Origin of the sequence: Sulfitobacter sp. (genome assembly GCF_036960155.1) — a bacterium.
In the GTDB taxonomy this organism is placed as follows: Bacteria; Pseudomonadota; Alphaproteobacteria; order Rhodobacterales; family Rhodobacteraceae; genus Sulfitobacter.
This window is the reverse complement of record NZ_JBALWB010000019.1, coordinates 21,265-41,401: the sequence shown is the minus strand read 5'-3', so window position 1 is coordinate 41,401 and position 20,137 is coordinate 21,265. Positions and strand designations below refer to the sequence as shown.

The 20,137-nt window shown below is 53.9% G+C and carries 16 protein-coding genes; 4 read left to right on the top strand and 12 right to left on the bottom strand.

The genetic code is table 11. From position 1 onward, the window contains the following. Positions 1-35: 35 nt before the first annotated feature. A complete protein-coding gene (gene fdhF / locus V7775_RS22685; protein ID WP_335754219.1) occupies positions 36-2,804 on the bottom strand; it encodes a formate dehydrogenase subunit alpha in 2,769 nt (922 codons plus the stop codon). A gap of 175 nt (positions 2,805-2,979) precedes the next feature. On the opposite strand from fdhF, the gene V7775_RS22680 reads away from it, so the two are divergent. Continuing rightward, complete coding sequence (locus tag V7775_RS22680) at positions 2,980-3,633, top strand: histidine phosphatase family protein (RefSeq protein ID WP_335754218.1); 654 nt, start codon at positions 2,980-2,982, stop codon at positions 3,631-3,633. A 12-nt stretch (positions 3,634-3,645) separates the two neighbouring features. Then, entirely contained in the window at positions 3,646-4,263 is a 618-nt protein-coding gene (locus tag V7775_RS22675; RefSeq protein ID WP_335754217.1) for a glutathione S-transferase family protein, read from the top strand. Between the two features lie 121 nt (positions 4,264-4,384). Here V7775_RS22675 and V7775_RS22670 read toward each other — a convergent pair whose 3' ends face one another. The 7 genes from V7775_RS22670 to V7775_RS22640 all read right to left on the bottom strand — a co-directional run bounded on the left by V7775_RS22670 (position 4,385) and on the right by V7775_RS22640 (position 12,543). After that, a complete protein-coding gene (locus tag V7775_RS22670; RefSeq protein ID WP_335754216.1) occupies positions 4,385-5,116 on the bottom strand; it encodes an SDR family NAD(P)-dependent oxidoreductase in 732 nt (243 codons plus the stop codon). Positions 5,117-5,297: 181 nt separating this feature from the next. Next, the gene (locus V7775_RS22665) at positions 5,298-6,479 is read right to left on the bottom strand and encodes a DNA recombination protein RmuC (RefSeq protein ID WP_335754215.1); all 1,182 of its coding nucleotides are present in this window, start codon (positions 6,477-6,479) and stop codon (positions 5,298-5,300) included. Beyond that, complete coding sequence (mutL, locus tag V7775_RS22660) at positions 6,476-8,323, bottom strand: DNA mismatch repair endonuclease MutL (RefSeq protein WP_335754214.1); 1,848 nt, start codon at positions 8,321-8,323, stop codon at positions 6,476-6,478. Before mutL ends, V7775_RS22665 begins: the two co-directional genes overlap by 4 nt. 119 nt (positions 8,324-8,442) lie before the next feature. Continuing rightward, a complete protein-coding gene (locus tag V7775_RS22655; protein WP_335754213.1) occupies positions 8,443-9,252 on the bottom strand; it encodes a bifunctional allantoicase/(S)-ureidoglycine aminohydrolase in 810 nt (269 codons plus the stop codon). After that, on the bottom strand, positions 9,249-10,664 hold the full coding sequence (puuE, locus tag V7775_RS22650; RefSeq protein ID WP_335754212.1) for an allantoinase PuuE: 1,416 nt from the start codon (positions 10,662-10,664) through the stop codon (positions 9,249-9,251). Before puuE ends, V7775_RS22655 begins: the two co-directional genes overlap by 4 nt. Positions 10,665-10,815: 151 nt before the next feature. Next, a complete protein-coding gene (locus V7775_RS22645; protein ID WP_335754211.1) occupies positions 10,816-11,892 on the bottom strand; it encodes a LysM peptidoglycan-binding domain-containing protein in 1,077 nt (358 codons plus the stop codon). A 6-nt stretch (positions 11,893-11,898) separates the two neighbouring features. Next, the gene (locus V7775_RS22640) at positions 11,899-12,543 is read right to left on the bottom strand and encodes a rhodanese-like domain-containing protein (protein WP_335754210.1); all 645 of its coding nucleotides are present in this window, start codon (positions 12,541-12,543) and stop codon (positions 11,899-11,901) included. A gap of 354 nt (positions 12,544-12,897) precedes the next feature. On the opposite strand from V7775_RS22640, the gene deoC reads away from it, so the two are divergent. Both deoC and V7775_RS22630 read left to right on the top strand, forming a co-directional pair. Continuing rightward, entirely contained in the window at positions 12,898-13,899 is a 1,002-nt protein-coding gene (gene deoC / locus V7775_RS22635; protein ID WP_335754209.1) for a deoxyribose-phosphate aldolase, read from the top strand. Between the two features lie 17 nt (positions 13,900-13,916). After that, entirely contained in the window at positions 13,917-16,253 is a 2,337-nt protein-coding gene (locus tag V7775_RS22630) for an aldehyde dehydrogenase family protein (protein ID WP_335754208.1), read from the top strand. A gap of 48 nt (positions 16,254-16,301) precedes the next feature. Here V7775_RS22630 and V7775_RS22625 read toward each other — a convergent pair whose 3' ends face one another. The 4 genes from V7775_RS22625 to lspA form a co-directional block, all read right to left on the bottom strand. Then, the gene (locus V7775_RS22625) at positions 16,302-17,612 is read right to left on the bottom strand and encodes a M16 family metallopeptidase (RefSeq protein WP_335754207.1); all 1,311 of its coding nucleotides are present in this window, start codon (positions 17,610-17,612) and stop codon (positions 16,302-16,304) included. Next, a complete protein-coding gene (locus tag V7775_RS22620; protein WP_335754245.1) occupies positions 17,609-18,913 on the bottom strand; it encodes a M16 family metallopeptidase in 1,305 nt (434 codons plus the stop codon). Before V7775_RS22620 ends, V7775_RS22625 begins: the two co-directional genes overlap by 4 nt. Positions 18,914-19,054: 141 nt before the next feature. Continuing rightward, positions 19,055-19,558: a DUF3035 domain-containing protein gene (locus V7775_RS22615; RefSeq protein ID WP_335754206.1), complete on the bottom strand. Its 504-nt coding sequence runs from the start codon at positions 19,556-19,558 to the stop codon at positions 19,055-19,057. A gap of 53 nt (positions 19,559-19,611) precedes the next feature. After that, positions 19,612-20,136, bottom strand: coding sequence for a signal peptidase II (gene lspA, locus V7775_RS22610; RefSeq protein WP_335754205.1), 525 nt, complete (start codon positions 20,134-20,136; stop codon positions 19,612-19,614). Position 20,137 lies beyond the last annotated feature (1 nt).

The following is a 20,137-nucleotide window of genomic DNA, read 5'->3' as shown; positions in this document are numbered from 1 at the left end:
TCCCACCCCCCTATAATTTCGCCAAACCGCCTAAGTTATTCCGCAGCTACAACTACAAGAACTGCCTCAACCTTAACTGCCGAGAACTTGAACTCAGGGATTTTTCCGTAAGGATCAACTGCAGGGTTGGTCAGGATGTTCGCAGCTGCTTCGACATAGGCAAATGGCAAGAAAACCATATCCGGTGAAACAGCGCGGTCCATACGGGCCATAATCTCGATGCTGCCGCGCTTGGTTGTTAGGCGCACCAGCTCACCCGCTTCGACACCCAGCTTGCGCAGGGTTGATGGATGCAACGAACAGTTCGCCTCCGGTTCCATCGCATCCAAAACAGTTGAACGGCGGGTCATAGACCCTGTGTGCCAGTGCTCTAGCTGGCGACCCGTTGTCAGGATCATCGGGTATTCGCTGTCTGGCGTATCATCAGGTGCAATGATGCTGGCAGGTGTAAACCGTGCGCGCCCACTTGGACGCGGAAAACCATCCGTGAACAAAATTGGCTGACCGGGATCTTCTGGGCTGAGTGACGGGTAGGTCACGGCACCTTTAGTATCCAAACGCTCCCACGTGATGTTGTTGAGCGATTTCATGTTCAGCTTCATTTCTGCGAAAATCTCCGCAGGTGAAGCATAAGTCCAATCCAGACCTAGACGCTTGGCAAGCTCAACTTCGATCCACCAATCTTCGCGGGCCTCACCCGGAGGTGAAACTGCTGGACGGCCCATTTGGACCTGTCGGTTGGTGTTCGTGACAGTACCCGACTTTTCAGCAAAGGCGCTGGCAGGCAGGATCACATCAGCATAGTTCGCTGTTTCGGTCATGAAAATATCCTGCACAACCAAATGATCCAGCTTGGCCAGAGCATCACGCGCATGCACCACATCAGGGTCAGACATGGCGGGATTTTCACCCAGAATATACATGCCTTTGATATCGCCCGCATGCACCGCATCCAAGATCTCGGTAACGGTCAGGCCCTTTTCGGCGCTGAAATCACCGCTTTCCCATACATCCGTAAAGGCAGAGCGCACGCCATCATCGGTGACGGATTGATAATCAGGCAAGAACATCGGAATCAGGCCCGCATCAGACGCGCCTTGCACGTTGTTCTGTCCACGAAGTGGGTGAATACCCGCGCCGGGACGACCAATCTGCCCAGTCATTAGCGCAAGGCTGATCAAGCATCGTGCATTGTCTGTGCCGTGAATGTGCTGGCTTACGCCCATGCCCCAGAAGATCATCGCTGATTTTGCACCCGCAAAGGTACGCGCAACATCGCGGATGGTTTCAGCATCGATGCCGCAGATCTCTGACATCTTTTCAGGCGTGAAATCCTTGAGGTGCGCCTTCTCGGCCTCCCAGTTCTCGGTGTAACCTTCGATGTACTGCTTGTCGTACAGCTCTTCTTCGACAATCACATTCATGATCGCGTTCAGCATAGAAACGTCTGTTCCGGGCCGGAATTGGCACATCTGATATGCGAACCGCTTGAGCGCTTGGCCGCGCGGGTCCATCACGATCAGCTTGCCACCGCGTTTGGTGAACTGCTTGAAATAGGTCGCAGCAACGGGGTGGTTTTCAGTTGGGTTCGCCCCAATCACAATTGCCACATCCGCATTTTCGATCTCGTTAAACGTAGCAGAAACGCCACCAGAGCCGACATTTTCGAGCATCGCAGATACGGAAGACGCATGGCAAAGACGCGTGCAGTGATCCACGTTATTGTGGCCAAACCCCTGACGGATCATCTTTTGAAACAGGTATGCTTCTTCATTTGTGCATTTAGCCGAGCCAAATCCAGCGACACCTTTGCCACCAATGTCTTTCAAACCATTTGCAGCAGCATCCAGCGCTTCATCCCAAGATGCTTCGCGGAAAAACTCATGGTAGTTGCCGGGATCAACATTGAGACCTTTAGCAGGCGCATCATCACGGCGGATCAATGGTTTCGTTAGCCGGTGGTCGTGATTGATATAATCAAATCCAAAGCGACCCTTCACGCACAAACGACCCTCATTTGCCGGGCCATTGATACCATCAACATATTTGATCTTATCGTCTTTGATCTTAAGCGAAATCTGACATCCCACGCCGCAAAAGGGGCAGATACTTTCGACTTCATTGTCAAAATCGGCGCTATCGCCCACTTGATTTTCATCAACCACGTTGGCGGGCATCAACGCACCTGTTGGACAGGCCTGAACACATTCACCGCAGGCAACACATGATGACGCACCCATCGGGTCAGCCATATCAAACGTTGGGTAGCTGTCATGCCCGCGTCCCGACATGCCAATCACATCGTTTACCTGTACTTCACGACACGCCCGAACGCACAGCCCGCAGGAGATGCAGGCATCAAGATTTACGCTCATCGCGACATGACTGTCATCCAACAGCGGAATGCGACCTTCTGCGAGCTTAGGAAACCGGCTCTCTTCGACGCCATTCAAAGCTGCCATATCCCACATGTGGCTGGATTTATCGTGTGCGATGTCTTGCTCTGGCTGGTCCGTCATCAGCAGCTCAACCACCATCTTACGGGCGCTTTGTGCGCGGGCGTTGTTGGTGACAACAACCATGCCATCGCTAGGCTCACGGATACAGGATGCCGCCAGCGTGCGCTCACCTTCAATCTCCACCATACAAGCCCGGCAGTTGCCATCGGGGCGATAACCGGGAGCGGGTTTATGACACAGATGGGGGATGATCAGGCCGCGGCCATTGGCCACTTCCCAAATCGTCAATCCGGCATCTGCCTCAACAGTCTGCCCATCGAGCGTGAATGTTACCTTATCCGTCATGACAATATCCTCTAAAGCGCTTTCAAACTTTCTAGACCTGCATGGCCGTACCAGAAGGGCTGTTCCCGACACGACGCCTCGCATTTCCGCCATGCACCTGCTTGAAGGTTTCCGATAGACCTCTTTCGCTGCCCCGCGACCTCCCCTATCAACAACATCAACAACAGGAGCGTGCATGTCTACAATCACCCTTATCCGCCACGGTCAGGCCAATTCCACAGCCAAAGACGAGCTTAGCTATGATCGCCTCAGTGACCTTGGTCATGAACAGGCGAAATGGCTGGGGGAGCACCTACGTGACACAGGGGCCCATCACACGCGGCTTTATACAGGTACATTGCGTCGACACATCGAAACCGCAGATGGCATGGCAACAGGTCTTTCGGCGACACGTGATGCCCGCCTAAACGAGTTGGAATATTTCACCCTTGGCAATCTACTCACTGAGCAGCACGGCGTTCCCTTCCCGACCGAACAAGCCGGCTTCATCAACCACCTTCCTCAAGTGTTCCAATACTGGAAAGACGGCAAGCTGGAAGGCGCACCAGAAACCTATGCCGATTTTCAAACCCGCATCAGCGACGCGCTTGCGCAGATCGCCGAAGGTACCGGCCCCGCATTGGTGGTTACATCAGGTGGATTGATCGCCAATGTGATCGGCCAACAGATGGAATTGAGCATTGCGGCCACCGCACGCACAGCGATTGCGATATTCCACACCTCTCTGCACCAGCTGCACCCGATTGGCGGACATCTTTCTCCTGTATTGTTCAATGCTACACCTCACCTAGACACGCCTGCGCGCAGCCTGTCGAAAACCAACATCTGAAAGGTCCCAAAGATGAACTTATTTTATGCTGATGGCACGATCTCTATCGCACCCGCCATCGCCCTGATCGAAGCTGCTTTGGAACATGACCTAACCCGCATTGATTTTGCAACAGCTGAGCAAACAAAACCCGAGTACCTTGTGGTCAATCCAAAGGGCCGTGTGCCTGCGCTGGTGCTAAAAGATGGCGTGATCCTGTCAGAAACCGGCGCCTTGCTCGATTACATCGCCGCCCTCGCGCCCAGCGCCTCCCTCATTCCATCAGCACCCGAAGACGCCGCACATATGCGCAGCGTCATGTATTATCTTGCCTCTACCATGCACGTGGCTCACGCCCACAAAATGCGCGGTAACCGTTGGGCTGATACCGCCGACAGCCTAGCAGACATGTCCGCCAAGGTGCCCGAAACCATGACCGCCTGCACCGCCCATGTAGAGACCGAATGTCTACGGGGTCCATATGTTTGCGGTGACGATTTCACCGTTGCTGATGCCTATCTGTTTGTCGTCTGCAACTGGCTAGCTGGCGATGGTGTAGTCCTATCTGATTTCCCTGCACTGACAGTCTTTATGGCTCTCATGGAAAGCCGCGATAGCGTCATCGAGATTCGCCGCAAAGGTATGCTCTGACACGCTCTCGTCTATCTCGACATCAGACTGCGGACTACCGACAGCATATAGATGTCCTGACTAATAGAATGAAATGCCGCCCGGAAGGGCGGCACATTCAGATCACGATACTTTAACTACCTCAGCGCATGAGGCGAAAGTAAAGCGCGTCTGGAAGAAATTGCGCCGCGCGGAACAACATTGAGAACACAAACGGGAAGCTCTTTTTGAACTTGTCAGTGTTCATGTGCTCAAACACTTCACGTGCGGCATCGTCAGTTTCCATCAAAAACGGCATCTCAAAGTTATTTTTGTCCGTCAATTGGGTCTTGATGAACCCCGGATTGACCACCTGCACTTTTACACCCGTCTTGCGCAGATCAGCGTACATGCTTTCAGCAAGTGACAGCGTTGCGGCCTTGGAGGCCGAGTACCCTATGGATTTTGGCAGCCCGCGATATGCAGCCAGGCTAGACGTGATAACGACATGCCCCTCGTCGCGCTTCACCATCTGTGGGACAACTTGCCCCATCACACGCATCAAACCTGTAAAATTAATATCAGCCATGGCGTTGCCCTGTTCGGCATTCCAATGCTTTGCACTAAAGGGCCAGTAAACCCCGGCAAGATAAACGACACCGTCCACTTCACCAATCTCTTCAGCTGCCCGCGCAACGCTATCCGCATCCGCTACGTCCAGCTTAACAAAGCTCGCCTTGCCTGGTAGGTTGTTCACAACATCCTCCAGCTTATCGCCAGAGCGAGCTGAAAGAATAACCTCCGCGCCAGCGCGGCTTAATTGTTTTGCCAGTGCGGCGCCCAGACCGTCACTTGCGCCTACCAGCCAATACCGTTTGCCTTGCCATTGTGTCATATTTTTCCGTCTTCCCTGTAGTCGTTACTATTTAAACGGCCCTAAAGCCAAACCTGTCGCCAAGAGTGCAGTTCCGTTGATCCAGCCAGATCGCCCATCCGGACATTTGAAAAAACCGACCTGACTCACAACCGCAACTGCCTTTTCTGACAACAAGGTGCTAAAGTCTTCGCTTTCTTGGTTATGATCTAGGCGTTCCTTTAACCGGAACAAGAGGGTTTGCGGTTTCCGCACTTTCCACTTCCTCAAAATCAAAGTTGTCCAGTCGTGCTGCCCGCTTGCCTGCACGTTCTGATGCCGTCCCAATCCCTTCAAGATCAGCCCGCGCTTGGCGAAAATGAGTATCCAATTTGCCAACGCGTTCCACGATTAATTCAACATCGCGATGCAGCATGCGCAGGTGTTTGCGGATTTCGCCTGCCTGTTCCCGCATCCGCGCGTCTTTTAGAATGGCGCGCATCGTATTCAGGGTCGCCATGCACGTTGTCGGAGACACAATCCAAACATGTGCATCAAATCCTTCGCGCACCAGCTCGGGGAAATTGGCATGCAGCTCAGCATAGACGGCCTCAGAGGGGAGAAACAACAACGCGCCATCCGCAGTCTCGCCATCTAGAATGTATTTCTCGGCGATATCGCGGATGTGCTTTCGCACGCTTGTCCGCATGTTTGCGACTGCCGATTTTAATTCCCAATCCGATTGCGCACGGTGCAATGCCTCATAGGCTTCCAGCGGAAACTTGGCGTCGATAACAATCGGGCCAGGTGGGTTGGGAAGATGGATCAGGCAATCCGCACGACGACCATTTGAGAGCGTCTTTTGCATTGTGTAGCTGTCTTTGGGCAACGCCTTAGAAACTATGTCATTGAGCTGAATTTCCCCAAAGGCACCCCGCGTTTGCTTGTTGCTCAGGATATCTTGAAGCGACAAAACATCGCCAGACAGTTTGGTGATGTTGTCTTGAGCCTTATCAATTGATGCAAGGCGTTCTTGAAGTTGGGTCAGGCTGGTTGTGGTGCGTTGCGCTGAACCATGCAGGCTTTGATTGGTCCGTTCCTGCATTTGGGCCAGTTGCTGCTGCATCTGCAATTGCACAGTCGCAAGGCGCGTCTCAAGGCTTTGGATTAGCTGTGTCTGTGCATGGGCCTGCGTGTCAGAAACCGTTTGCAGATTGCCACGCAACTGTTCCTGTCCGCTGCCAAGACGGTGCAACTGCTGGGCAAGCGGCGCAGGGATGCGCGCGGGGCGAAACAGCATGACACAAAGCAGAATAAGGATCAGCGCAAGAACACAGACGCCTACAAAGACCCCCAGCATGATAGGATCGTCCACCGAAAGCTGCACATCGCCAATCTGGATCATGTACGCCCGAACAACCGTTCAATATCCGTCAGCTTTAGTTCCACATAGGTCGGTCGTCCGTGATTACATTGCCCAGAATGCGGCGTTGCCTCCATCTCGCGCAAGAGCGCGTTCATTTCTTCGGCCCGCATCCAGCGCCCCGATCGAATTGAACCATGACAGGCCACTCGGCTGAGGATTGCTTCAATTCGCGCTTGGACCAGCAGGCTTTCGCCCTCACCTTCCAACTCATCAATGATGTCGCGGATCATAGCCTCGGCGTTGACCTCACCCAAAATCGCAGGCGTTTCGCGCACCGCAATTGCATCCCCGCCAAAGGGTTCAATCCCAAGACCAAACTTCGCCAACTCCTCACTCACGCTTAGGATCGAGGCCCGGTCAGAGGAGGACAGTTCGATGATCTCGGGAATGAGCAGCGCTTGAGCAGCCACTCCGTTTTCCGCCATCTGGTTTTTTAACTTTTCATACACCAGCCGCTCATGTGCTGCGTGTTGATCCACAATCACCATGCCTGTCGAGGTTTGGGCGATGATGTAATTCTCATGCACTTGTCCGCGCGCCGTTCCCAAGGGGAAATCAACTGGCGGTTCGGCTCCGTGCGGGGCTTCTTCATTGGGTGTTTCCACCCTGCCCCACATGCCCTTCATCTCGGCAAAACCTTCAGGCGCTTGAGCTTGATATGCCGCATGGCGCGCACCCGTTGAAGGGCGGTCCATTTGGTACACGCGCGCTTCGCCCTGAAATTCGGGGCGCATAGCCCCTAGCGTCGCATCGGCAACAGTACTGGATGCGCGGTGGCCCGCGTTTGAAAGTGCGAGGCGCAGCGCGGAAACGATCAACCCACGCACCAAACCTGCATCGCGAAACCGGACCTCGGATTTGGCGGGGTGCACGTTTACGTCCACCAAATTCGGATCACAGTCTACAAATAGCGCCGCGGCTGGATGGCGATCACGGCTCAGGAAATCAAAATACGCACCGCGCAACGCGCCGATGAGCATCTTATCCTTTACAGGGCGTCCATTGACGAAAAGGTACTGCGTCACCGCGCTGCCGCGCGAATAGGTAGGCAAAGCCGCAAAACCCGTCAGGTGGAAACCTTCGCGTTCGGCATCAATCGGCAATGCGTTCTCTGCGAACTCACGCCCCAATACTTGGCGCAGGCGTCCGTGCAACGCATCAAATAGATCCCCCTGTTCGGCCTCGGCACGAAACACATCACGGCCCGCACCATCACCAGAGACATCACGTAGAACAAACCGTATAAACGGCTCTGCCATGGCCAGACGTTTGATCACATCGCCAATGGCCTGCGCCTCGGCGCGGTCCGTGCGCATAAATTTGAGCCGCGCAGGTGTCGCAAAGAAAAGGTCGCGCAAAGTCACAACTGTGCCTTCGCTTAAGCCCGCCGGCTTTACGCCTCCGGTTTTCCCGCCACTCACACTGATTTCCGCGCCGTCATGGCCTTTGGCGCGGCTGGTGATGGTCAAACGCCCAACGGCACCGAGGGATGGCAGCGCCTCACCTCGAAACCCAAATGAATGGATGTTAAGCAGATCCGATCCGTCGATTTTCGAGGTCGCGTGACGCGATAGGGCAAGCGGCAGATCCTCACCTGCGATGCCACAGCCATCGTCCGTCACACGGATCAGTGTCTTGCCGCCATCCGCATATTCAATCGTGATACGGCGCGCACCCGCATCTATTGCATTTTCTACCAGTTCCTTGACCGCCGAGGCGGGCCGCTCCACCACTTCACCAGCGGCAATACGGTTGATTGCGATATCATCCAACTGGCGGATAACGGGCTGAGAGGTGCTTATATTGGGGTTACTTTGGGCCATGACGCAAAACCTAGCATAATCGTCCGCGATTCTAAAACCCGCAACGCGGAGTTATCCCCCGCTATTTATCAAACGTGGCATCATATGGCGCATTGGATTTTCAATGCGCCATAACGCCTTCAAAGCGGCATATGACGGTTCACGTCTTTATATAGCAAATAGCGAAACGGCTGGTCGCTTGTCGTGATGCATGCCTGCGGGCAAAACGCGCGGAGCCACATGAAATCACCGGCCTCAACAGGCACCCAATCCTTATTCAAGAGATAGTCGGCCGTGCCTTGCAACACATACAGGCCGTGCTCCATCACGTGGGTTTCTGCGAACGGGATACGCCCGCCGGGCTGGAAGGTAACGATGTTGACGTGCATGTCATGGCGCAGATCATCAGGCGCAACAAACCGTGTGGTCGCCCAAACGCCATCACAATCAGGCATCACAGTAGGTTCAACAGCCTGATCAGAGGTCACAAACACCTCAGGCATATCGACACCGTCAGCACCAACATAGCGTTTGCGAATCCAGTGAAACTGGCTGGCCACATCGCTATCATTCCAAACCGTCCAGACGGTATCTGGCGGAATATAAGCGTAGCCACCTGCATCTAGAACATGACGCGCGCCATCGATATTTAGTGTGATTTGCCCTGTGGCTACAAAGATAACTGATTGCGCCTCTTCGTCGATTTCAGGGGCATCCGAGCCGCCAGCTGGTGCAAGCTCCACCGCATATTGGCTAAAGGTCTCCGCGAAACCAGACATTGGGCGCGCCAACACCCACATGCGCATGCCCTTCCAGCCGGGCAGGAAACTGGTGACGATATCGCGCTGCGTCACGGCGGGCAGCACTGCATAAGCTTCTGTGAACACAGCCGTCCCTTCGGGAGAAACCGTCTGGTCAGGCAGACCACCAATGGGAAAGGCATAGCTCATAGAATTTGCTCCAAACGAATGCGCGCGATGCGCTCTACCTGTTTACAGGCGGTGGTGAATTCAGTTTCAGTGTCGTTGGCTATGCGTGCCTCAAATGCGCGCAAGATGCCATCTTTGTCGTGATCCTTAACCGCGATGATGAAGGGGAAGCCGTGTTTCGCCACATAGGCTGTGTTCAACTCGGTAAACTGCGTCCTCTCAGCATCAGTGAGCGCATCAAGACCAGCACTTGCTTGCTCCGATGTACTTTCTGCCGTGAGGCGATCCGCAGCCGCCAGCTTACCCGCCAAGTCAGGGTGGGCCGTCAACACGCCAAGACGTTCATCGTAACTCGCAGAGCGAAACATCCGCGCCAAGGCACTGTGCATTCCTGCGGCGCTATCATGGGCTGGCCCAAGTTCTAACTCAAACGCACGTTCTGCAATCCATGCGGAATGCTCAAAAATGCCCCCAAAGCGTTCAACAAACTCGTCTTGCGGCATACGACTAGGGTTCAGGCGGCCCGCAACTGGTGGATGCTTCGCGCGCCAGTGATCTGCAATTTCAATCCGGCGCGGGGTCCAGACACCTTCAAACCCTTTAATGTACTCAAGGAACCGCGCGAGCGCTTGAACACGCCCCGGTCGCCCGATCAGACGGCAGTGCAGGCCCACTGACATCATTTTAGCCTGCCCTGTGGCGCCTTCGGCATACAGCGCATCAAACGTATCACAGAGATAGGTGTAAAACTGATCACCCGAATTGAACCCCTGCGGAGTGGCAAAGCGCATATCGTTGCAATCAAGAGTGTAGGGAATAATCAACTGATCAGTTCCGGCAATGTCAGACCAATAAGGTAAATCATCGTCATAGGTGTCAGAGATGTAATCAAACGCACCTGTCGTGGCGGCTAAGCGAACTGTCTGGGCACTTGTGCGGCCGCAATACCAGCCCTGCGGCGCCTGACCAGTCACCTCGGTATGAAGGCGGATGGCCTCTGCCATATCCGCAGCTTCGGCTTCTTCGCTGTGGTCGCGATAGTCGATCCATTTCAGGCCATGACTAGCGATTTCCCAACCCGCGTTCTGCATCGCCTCTACCTGTTCAGGGGCACGGGCCAATGCGCTGGCCACACCGTAAACTGTGACCGGAACATTCGCGCCCGTGAACAGGCGGTGCAAACGCCAAAACCCTGCGCGCGCGCCGTAGTCATAGATGCTTTCCATGTTCCAATGCCGCTGGCCGACCCACGGAGCAGCACCTACAATTTCAGACAGAAACGCCTCTGATGCGGCATCTCCATGAAGGAGACAGTTCTCCCCTCCTTCCTCGTAATTCACAACAAACTGCACGGCGATGCGCGCATCATTTGGCCACTCAGCATTTGGCGGCGTGGCGCCATGGCCAGAAAAGTCTCGTGGATATCGCGTCATAGTGCATCCAGTCATGATTGTTTTATTCACCTTGCACAAATCCAGCCTCCGCCGCAATTTGCAACAGGCCCTAAAACACAGTCAGGCCGGACATTTCTGTCCAGCCCGCTGCTCACCCGACGCCGTTGAGGCATCATTTATTATTTTTATATCAGCTGGGTATGATTAACCGCTGGCCTACTTGGATCTTGTCGGGTGATTGTAGGGTGTCTCGGTTTGCTTCCAAAATACGCGTATAGGCGTTAAGCACTCCGAAAAATTGTAATGAAATATAGGCTAAGCTGTCGCCAGCCCGCACAGTGTAGACACGCATGCCATCTTCAACAGTGGTGCCAGCATTGGACGCTGCAAAAGCCTTCCGCGACATTTCATGGGCCGCGTCCCTGCTCTCACTCGTTTGATCCCCAAGAAACGAGTTTTGAATAAGGCTAAAGATCATCGTATCGGTGTCGACCTCCCCCTCAGGCGTGCGCAACGCATCTGCCATGTCAATTCTGCCCGCATCAGCAGCGTTGATCAAGGTATCAACAATGACCGGACTGTTGGCACTTCCACTCAAAGGACGAAGACGTAAACGCTCAATGCCTTTGTCTTCGACCATTGCGATATTATAGGTTCTCGCCAGAACTCCTTCGCGTAGTATCCGAAGGGTATTCGGCTGCAAAACATCTATAGGATCCGTGGCGTTTTGAACCAAATTACCTTGGGGCGCTGCTGCTACGACACGTGGTTTCAACCGTTCTAATGCGACCTTCACCAAATCTTGTTCGTTTACGCTGGCTTTCGTAGTTGAAGGCACAGGCCCGCCAACATCCGTCAGGTCCGCAGATGCCGCACGCGTTGCGACAGATCCGAAATCCTGTTCGTTAACAGCCAACATGGTTCCTTGAGCCGGCTCTATCTGCGCCAATGGCGTTGGGTCATCGTCCGCCACAAACCAAAACACCGTCAACAAACCCAGCACAAATGCCCCGACCGCAACCGCAGCAAGACCAAGCACACGTCCCTTGGATCCAAAGAGAGTAGGATCGCGATGGCCCATCAACCCTGTTTCAGCGAACCCCGGTGCAACAGGTGGTTCTTCATCGACAGTCATCGGGATACGTACAGTTTGCCTCTTTTGGCGCGGCGGCTCGGCAGACAAATCGGTTGTCTTGATCTTCTGCGCTGACGTCCCAGAGTCGACGGGTGTTGTGCTGAAGGAAATTTTTGGGTTTTGCTTTGTCATTCTAGATTATTCCTGAACAGTCAGCCCAAGAACGGACCAAACCTGCATGCCACCTCGGTAGTATTTAATTTGCTCAGCAGGATATCCTGCCTCCAAAAGATGCGAGATCAATATGCCTGCATCATTTTGGGTTGGTCCGTTGTCGAACACGACAAGCTGTTGCGAGTCCGTGAAATTGAAAACCCCTTCAAATGTACGCACCCCTAATGCTTTGAGGACGTCGCCGCGGAATTCATTATTTTTTTCAACTGTTTCATGCGGCAGATTCACGGAACCGGGAATAAACCCCAACTCACGGTCTAGCGGCATGCGAGCATCCACCAGCAGCCCATCTCTGCGCCCTACTGCCGACATAAGAAATGCGAGCACGCCATGTTCATCTATTGTCGTGATCCCATTTGCAGTCTGTTGAGGGACCACACAATATGGATCGCACGACGGTTCTACAGCTGCAAATTTTGCCGCATATTCGCTCGCTCTGGGAAAGGACGGTCCAATGCTCACCTCTTTGCCATCAAACAATATGTTTACTTGGCCAGAAGCTTTTTGCTCACCAGCAGCAACAGAAGTAACACCTAGCGCCAAGGCAAAAACTAAATTCGATATACGTATTTTCATCCTGCCCCCAGCTGAAGACACCAGATATAGCAATTCCAGCTACAAAAATGGCATTTTTGAATTCTCCATCCAGATATAGGCTGAGAGCGAATCACTCGTCAAAGCAAAAACGAATCGTTTTGAGCAAAATAGGGGAATCATTTTGAAATTGGCCGAATCATCTTGATACTTGGTCCGGCAAATCCCCTATTTGAGTATGAGCTACTTCTATTTTTACAAACCGACGGCTCACATTGGCTCGTCCAACTTACCTAAGCATTCATCCTGTGCCGCGTTCCACCCACTGCGGTTTCTCCGCTGACCTAACGGCCCATCCACGGCTACACCTTGCACATCAGCCCGATCACATGCGAGTTTGCCTTAGCATTTACCGAAAGGTGCAGCACCATGTCTGTTGAAACAATTTCATCCGCCGCGACACATGCCAGGCATCTGCCGCAAGTGACCGAGCCGCGCAACGCCGGCATGCCGCTAGACCTTAATTGGGTGTTGAGTGCACAGGCCAATACATCTGCGATTGAGCGGCGCGCGGCATCCCTGCCTGCACGTCGTTCTGTCAAAAAAACCTATCAGGCCGCATGGCTTCTTAAAGCTGTGACCTGCATCGATTTGACCACCTTGTCCGGTGATGACACCGCGCGCCGTGTTGCACGTCTTTGTGCCAAAGCACGCCAACCAGTTGCCGCATCTACGCTTGATGCGCTTGGCATGAGCCCCATCACCACTGGTGCGGTCTGCGTGTATCACGAAATGATCCAACCTGCTGTTGCAGCACTTCGCGGAAGCGGTATTCCTGTTGCAGCGGTTTCCACAGGGTTCCCTGCTGGCCTTTCGCCGTTCCCCCTACGCATTGCCGAAATTGAACAGAGTGTCGCCGCTGGCGCAGCCGAGATCGACATTGTGATTTCGCGCCGTCACGTATTGGAGGGGAACTGGCAGGCCCTTTATGATGAAATGCGCGCCTTTCGCGCCGCTTGCGGTGACGCGCATGTAAAGGCGATCCTCGCAACTGGCGAGTTGGGCAGCTTGCGAAATGTCGCGCGCGCCTCGCTTGTCTGTATGATGGCTGGTGCTGACTTCATCAAGACCTCCACCGGCAAAGAGAGCGTGAACGCGACCCTGCCTGTGACACTGGTGATGATCCGCGCAATCCGCGACTATTTTGAGCACACCGGATACCGGGTTGGCTATAAGCCCGCTGGCGGTATTTCCAAAGCAAAAGACGCAATCACGTATCTGGCATTGATCAAAGAAGAGCTGGGTGACCGCTGGCTACAACCTGATCTGTTCCGTTTTGGGGCATCCTCGTTGCTCAATGATATTGAGCGCCAGCTAGAGCATCACGTTAGCGGGGCCTATTCTGCTGGCTACCGCCACCCCACATCCTGAGCCAAGAGGCGACACACATGACCGTTTCCGAAATTTTCGAGACCATGGACTATGGTACCGCCCCTGAATCAGCCGCCGAAGCGCTAGCTTGGATTGTTGATCAAGGTGGAGAATTTGGCCACTTTATCGACGGGCAAATGACTGCCACTGGCGCAATCTTTGAAAGCCGAAATCCCGCCACTGGCGAGGTTTTGGCGAATTTGACCCAAGGCACGCAAGCCGACGTGGACAGTGCAGTAAAAGCTGCCCGTCGTGCCCAGCCTAAATGGGAAAGCGCAGGTGGCCCGGCCCGTGCGAAGGTGCTTTATGCCCTTGCCCGTTTGCTGCAAAAACACAGCCGCCTGTTTGCCGTACTGGAAAGCCTCGACAACGGCAAACCGATCCGCGAAGCGCGCGACATTGATGTGCCTCAGGCGCAACGGCATTTCTATTTCCATGCTGGCATGGCGCAGCTGATGCCCTCAGAATTGCCCGATGCCGCAGCCATTGGCGTTTGTGGTCAGGTCATCCCGTGGAATTTCCCGCTGCTGATGCTTGCATGGAAAGTTGCGCCTGCGTTGGCGATGGGCAACACGGTTGTCCTTAAGCCCGCAGAATACACTTCTTTAACCGCGTTGCTATTTGCCGATATCTGTGGCCAGGCTGGCGTTCCAAAGGGTGTTGTTAATATTGTCACTGGCGACGGTGCCGTTGGGGAAATGATCGTCACCGCGGACGTGGACAAGGTTGCCTTTACTGGTTCGACCGCCGTTGGCCGCCGCATCCGCGAGGCCACTGCTGGCAGCGGCAAGGCCCTCACATTAGAGCTGGGAGGCAAGTCACCCTACATCGTGTTTGACGATGCCGATCTGGATTCCGCTGTGGAAGGGTTGGTTGACGCGATTTGGTTTAACCAAGGTCAGGTTTGTTGTGCTGGCTCTCGTCTGTTGGTGCATGAACCCATCGCAGATTTGTTTTACGCGAAACTCCGCGCCCGCATGGACAAGCTACGCATTGGTTCTCCGCTAGACAAAAGCATCGACGTCGGCGCAATTGTCGACCCAAGCCAGCTTGAGACCATAAGGTCCATGGTTGCTACAAATACAGCTGGTACAACCTATGTCGCCTCATGCGACATCCCATCAATGGGCAGCTTTTATCCGCCCACCCTTGTCACCGATCTGCAACCTGCAGATACATTGATGCAGGAAGAGATTTTTGGACCCGTGCTGGTTTCAACCACCTTCCGTACCCCAGCTGACGCCGTAAGCATCGCCAACAATTCACGCTACGGTCTTGCCGCTACTGTCTGGAGCGAGAACATAAATCTTGCGCTCGATATTGCGCCTAAACTGGCGGCGGGCATTGTCTGGATCAACGGTACAAACATGATGGACGCTGCAGCAGGATTTGGCGGCGTACGCGAAAGCGGCTTTGGCCGTGAAGGCGGTTGGGAAGGTCTGGGTGCCTACACCAAATCGAAAACAACAGGTAAGCCTGTAAAAACCATCTCAGCAATGAGTGGCAGCGGCGCGCCCGAAGAAGGGATCGACCGGACAGCAAAGCTGTACATTGGCGGAAAACAAACTCGCCCTGACAGCGGGTATTCCACATCTGTCTGGGCCAAGAACGGCGCACTGTTGGGGCATGCCCCACAGTCCAGCCGCAAAGACGTGCGCAATGCTGTAGAGGCGGCACATGCTGCCAAGAGCTGGAGCAAAACCACAGGCCATTTACGCGCGCAAATCCTGTATTTCATTGCTGAAAACCTAAATGCCCGCGCGGATGAATTCGCGCATCGCCTTGATCAAATGCAAGGCGGGAAATCAGGCGCTAAAGAAGTTGAAGCGGCGGTTCAAAGCCTGTTCACCTACGCCGCTTGGGCCGACAAATATGACGGCCAAGTACACGGTGTCCCTATTCGAGGTGTTGCTCTTGCCATGAAAGAACCTGTTGGAGTGATCGGCGCGCTGTGCTCGGCCGCTTCACCGTTGGGGGGGCTTGTCGGCGTGATGGCTCCAGCGATCGCCATGGGCAACCGTGTGGTCCTTTGCGCATCCGAGCCCTTCCCGCTGTCTGCAACGGACTTTAGCCAAGTATTGGAAACATCGGATGTGCCCGCAGGTGTCGTCAACATTCTCACAGGGCCCCACAGCGACGTTGCTGATCCAATGGCACGCCACATGGATGTCGATGCAGTTTGGAGCTTTAGCGATCCGGAACTAGATGCCGTTGTTGAGGGTGCCTCAGCGACCAATCTTAAGCGGACTTGGGTGCAGAATGGTCAGGCGATGGATTGGGCTGCGCCGAATGCAAAGACCTTCCTCAGCCATGCAACCGAGATCAAAAATATCTGGGTTCCATACGGCGAGTGAGTTTATTAGTGCCTGCGCCCCGAAAACGGGGCGCAGGATATATCTGCCTTACTCGGTTGGCAGACCTTCAGGTTTTCCGACAACAACAAAATGCAGGTTCTCTGGGTCCATTAAGTCTCCGGCAACGCGCTTAATGTCTTCGAGGGTTACACGCTCAACCCGCTCATTGCGGGTTTTGACGTATTCGGAATCAAGACCAATCATCTGCATCCCGACCAAAATACCTGCAATCGTTCCATTCCCGTCAAAACGCAGCGGATAAGCCCCTGTAAGGTAGGTCTTTGCGTCCTGCATCTCTTTTTCTGTGATGCCCTCGCTCGCGGCAAGGCGCCACTGATCCTGAATAACGCTGATGGCCTCGGCGATACGGTCATTGGCCGAACTGACCGAACCCATGTAGGCATTCGCCAAATCACGCGGGTAAAGGTAGGAATAGACACCGTAGGTTAGGCCCCGCTTTTCACGGACCTCTTGCATAAGACGGCTCTCGAATGAGCCACCACCCAATACATGATTTAGCAGCACAGCGGCAAAGTAGTCCTCGTCATCCACAGCAATTCCGCGCTGTCCAAACAGGGCAACCGATTGCGGCGTATCAAAATCAACGACAGTAATTCCGCCTGTGATTTTAGGTTCTATCACTGGCGGCGCGGCGGGTCCGCTTTGCGGTAGTCCTGCTAACAATACATCCAAAAGGGTGCCCAGTTGTTCAGGAGTGATGTCACCAACGGCTCCTACCAACACTTGGTCACGCGCCAGCACATTTTGATGCGCTTGAATTAAATCATCACGCGTCAAAGCCGTCACAGATTCTACTGTACCGGACTCTGATGTCCCGTAGGGATGATCCCCATAGGCCATCGATGCGAATGTTTCACCCGCAATATTGTTGGGGTCTTTGGCATCAAAGGACAGACCAGAAATGACCTGACCGCGCACGCGTTCTACATCCGCGTCATCAAATCGCGGATTTTGAATTGCATCGCGCAGCAAAGCCACTGATGCATCAAAATTTTCAGTCAAAAAGCGCGCAGAGATCGAGACGCCTTCAGAATTCGAGCTAAAGCCAAAGCTGGTCGCAAGCGCCTCTGTTGCACGTGCAAAACCGCGTGCGTCCAGATCACCTGATCCTTCTTCCAGCAAACCCGTCATCAAGTTCACTGCGCCGCGCTTACTTTCCACATCCAGCGATGTGCCGCCCAGGAACGAAAGTTCAAGCGCCACAAAGGGCAGTGAATGTTCCTCAACCAACCATGCCTTTATACCGCCTTCGGAGGTAACGGTTTGGATGTCGACTTCGGCGTGGGCAGGCAGTGCTGCTGCGGCCCCTACAAACAGAGCTGTTGCGAAACGGATCATTGATCTTCTCCTTCTGGGCGCATCAGCCAACCAGTCACCGACGCTTCGCGACGTAACAAGGTTGCCGCTGTCATGATGTCTTCTGCGGTGACCGCGTCCAAAATAGCGGGCCATGCTTCAATGTCGGCAACCGTCAGGCCAGAGGTCAGAGCGCGACCATAGCGATTTGCAATACCGTCCACGTTATCTTGCGCGTAAATCTCGGCAGCGCGAATTTGCAATTTGATGCGGTCAAGTTGCTCTGCGTTCACGCCAGTTTCTAAAAAGTCCGCAAAGGCCTTATCAAGGGCCGCTTCGCCCTCTTCCAGGCTGACGCCCTCAGATGGAACGATGATCATCCGAAACGTTGTGTCATCCAGAGACACGCCAGAGTACCACGCCGCAGAATAGGTCACCGTTTGCGTGTCAAACTGTAGCTTCTCCGTCAGGTAAGACGTGGAACCACCCCCGAGGATTTCACCCAAAATGGTCAATGCTGCTGCAGTTTCTTGTGCGCCACTGTCGCGTTCTGGGACCAAATAGCTGCGCGACACATAGGGTTGTGCAACACGGGCATCGCGAAACAGCACACGGCGCTCTGCGTTTTGACGTGGCTCTTCGGTACGTAGCCGTTCAGGAAGGTCGGGGTTCGCGGGAATTGGGCCATAGTGTTTCTCAGCCAAAGTCCGAACCTCATCAGGTGTCACGTCACCAGACACCACCAAAACCGTATTGTTGGGAGAATAATAAAGCTCGTAGAAACGATGTGCATCATCCAGATCCAGCTCTTCCATCTCATGCATCCAGCCGATGACTGGTGTGCCGTATCGATGGTTGAGGTATTGAACCGCGCTAATTTGCTCCCCAAACAGAGCCTGCGGATTGTTCTCTGTACGCTGATTTCGTTCTTCGATGATAACCTTACGCTCGGTTTCGATATTCTCTGGCGTCAGGCGGATGTTTTTCATCCGGTCTGCCTCCATAGTCATCATCAATTCCAGCCTATCAGCAGCGATGCGTTGAAAATAGGCGGTGTAGTCATAGCTGGTAAAGGCGTTGTCACGTCCGCCATTGGCTGCAACTGTCGCCGATAGCTCACCCGCTTCCAGCTTATCCGTTGCTTTGAACAACAAATGCTCAAGGAAGTGTGCCACCCCGGATGACCCTTTGGGTTCGTCAGCCGAGCCAGCGCGATACCACAGCATATGTTGAACAACGGGCGCGCGGTGGTCTTCGACCACAACCACCTGCATGCCATTTTCAAGTTCGAAATCAGTTACCTTACCACTTGTTTCGGCCAACAAGGCCGTGGGCAGGAACATTGCAGACAGCAATGCAGTTCGGGCGTATCGCAACATCAAGGAGTTCCTTTTCGTCATCCAAAGGGCGCATGACACATAGGTACTCCCTGCGTGCCGAGGTTCAAGCCGCACGTTGGATTATCACAGATATGTAATGCAGTATCAGGGAGCGGGCGGCGCAGAAGGGACGCGTGCACCAGCACGGAGCCAACGGCCTTGTTCAGCCTGCGCATCAAGCGCTTCCTTGCGATATGCCTGATTATAACGATCCACCGGCACGATGCGGTATTGCGTCAAACGCGCCTTACGTTTGCGAAACGCAGCATCGGTTTCAGCTAAAGTTTCGCGGATATTTGGATTAACGCCTAACCGGCTAACATGCCGAACCAAAGCACCATCGCGCGCCGGCACAGGACCATTGGCATCGCCAAGGTTGCCACCAAAGGCTTTTGCCCCTTCGGCGAGCGCTGACCGGTCAGCCCGGTTTGACCCACCCGGTGTGGGCGTAGGCAATTCACTATAGTTTAAAGGTTCCTGCAGTGCACCTACGGGTGCAATACCAAACTCATCAGGACCTTTGGATGTGCTCTTCAAATCACGAAGACCCACGTTGGCACATCCCGCGACCAGCGCAGTTAGTACAAACAAGAAAGCAAGTTTACGCATCAAAGGCCTCCAGACCACCGTTGCCACTCAATATCGCAGGCTGGACTACATTGTCACCCAGCTTTTTTCACCCGTGATTTACGCGGCTTGTTCTTGCCGCTGTTCTTTTTTGGCCCGTCATCGCCGTCTGTGAAAAAAATCAACCCAAGCGCGCCGGCAAAGATGAACACATCCGCAATATTAAACACAAATGGGTTGTTGATCCCACAGCAAGACATATTAAGAAAATCAAGTACATACCCGTAAATCAAGCGATCCAAAACATTGGCCAGCGCACCACCGATCAACAATCCTACGCTGAACTGTGCTATGCGCGTCGGGGCGTTACTACGCGCCCAAAACAGCACGGCTATGCAAATCGCTAACGCAAATAAAATCAATATCCACCGGCTTGCGTCAGATCCGTCTCCGAAGAGTCCAAAATTAATGCCGCGATTTTCGCCGTAACGAAAGTTTACCAAGGGCGGAAACACGTCGATGCTGCGGATGCGGGCAAGCTCCATCATGTGGATAACCACATATTTGCTGATCTGGTCGATCGCAAATGCTAAAAAGCCTGCCCAAAAGATCATCCGCATC

Excerpts from the sequence above, each read along its gene's own strand:
- fdhF (WP_335754219.1), bottom strand. The coding sequence starts at position 2,804 with ATGACGGATAAGGTAACATTCACGCTCGATGGGCAGACTGTTGAGGCA.
- V7775_RS22680 (WP_335754218.1), top strand. The coding sequence starts at position 2,980 with ATGTCTACAATCACCCTTATCCGCCACGGTCAGGCCAATTCCACAGCC.
- V7775_RS22675 (WP_335754217.1), top strand. The coding sequence starts at position 3,646 with ATGAACTTATTTTATGCTGATGGCACGATCTCTATCGCACCCGCCATC.
- V7775_RS22670 (WP_335754216.1), bottom strand. The coding sequence starts at position 5,116 with ATGACACAATGGCAAGGCAAACGGTATTGGCTGGTAGGCGCAAGTGAC.
- V7775_RS22665 (WP_335754215.1), bottom strand. The coding sequence starts at position 6,479 with ATGATCCAGATTGGCGATGTGCAGCTTTCGGTGGACGATCCTATCATG.
- mutL (WP_335754214.1), bottom strand. The coding sequence starts at position 8,323 with ATGGCCCAAAGTAACCCCAATATAAGCACCTCTCAGCCCGTTATCCGC.
- V7775_RS22655 (WP_335754213.1), bottom strand. The coding sequence starts at position 9,252 with ATGAGCTATGCCTTTCCCATTGGTGGTCTGCCTGACCAGACGGTTTCT.
- puuE (WP_335754212.1), bottom strand. The coding sequence starts at position 10,664 with ATGACGCGATATCCACGAGACTTTTCTGGCCATGGCGCCACGCCGCCA.
- V7775_RS22645 (WP_335754211.1), bottom strand. The coding sequence starts at position 11,892 with ATGACAAAGCAAAACCCAAAAATTTCCTTCAGCACAACACCCGTCGAC.
- deoC (WP_335754209.1), top strand. The coding sequence starts at position 12,898 with ATGTCTGTTGAAACAATTTCATCCGCCGCGACACATGCCAGGCATCTG.
- V7775_RS22630 (WP_335754208.1), top strand. The coding sequence starts at position 13,917 with ATGACCGTTTCCGAAATTTTCGAGACCATGGACTATGGTACCGCCCCT.
- V7775_RS22625 (WP_335754207.1), bottom strand. The coding sequence starts at position 17,612 with ATGATCCGTTTCGCAACAGCTCTGTTTGTAGGGGCCGCAGCAGCACTG.
- V7775_RS22620 (WP_335754245.1), bottom strand. The coding sequence starts at position 18,913 with ATGTTCCTGCCCACGGCCTTGTTGGCCGAAACAAGTGGTAAGGTAACT.
- V7775_RS22615 (WP_335754206.1), bottom strand. The coding sequence starts at position 19,558 with ATGCGTAAACTTGCTTTCTTGTTTGTACTAACTGCGCTGGTCGCGGGA.
- lspA (WP_335754205.1), bottom strand. The coding sequence starts at position 20,136 with ATGCGGATGATCTTTTGGGCAGGCTTTTTAGCATTTGCGATCGACCAG.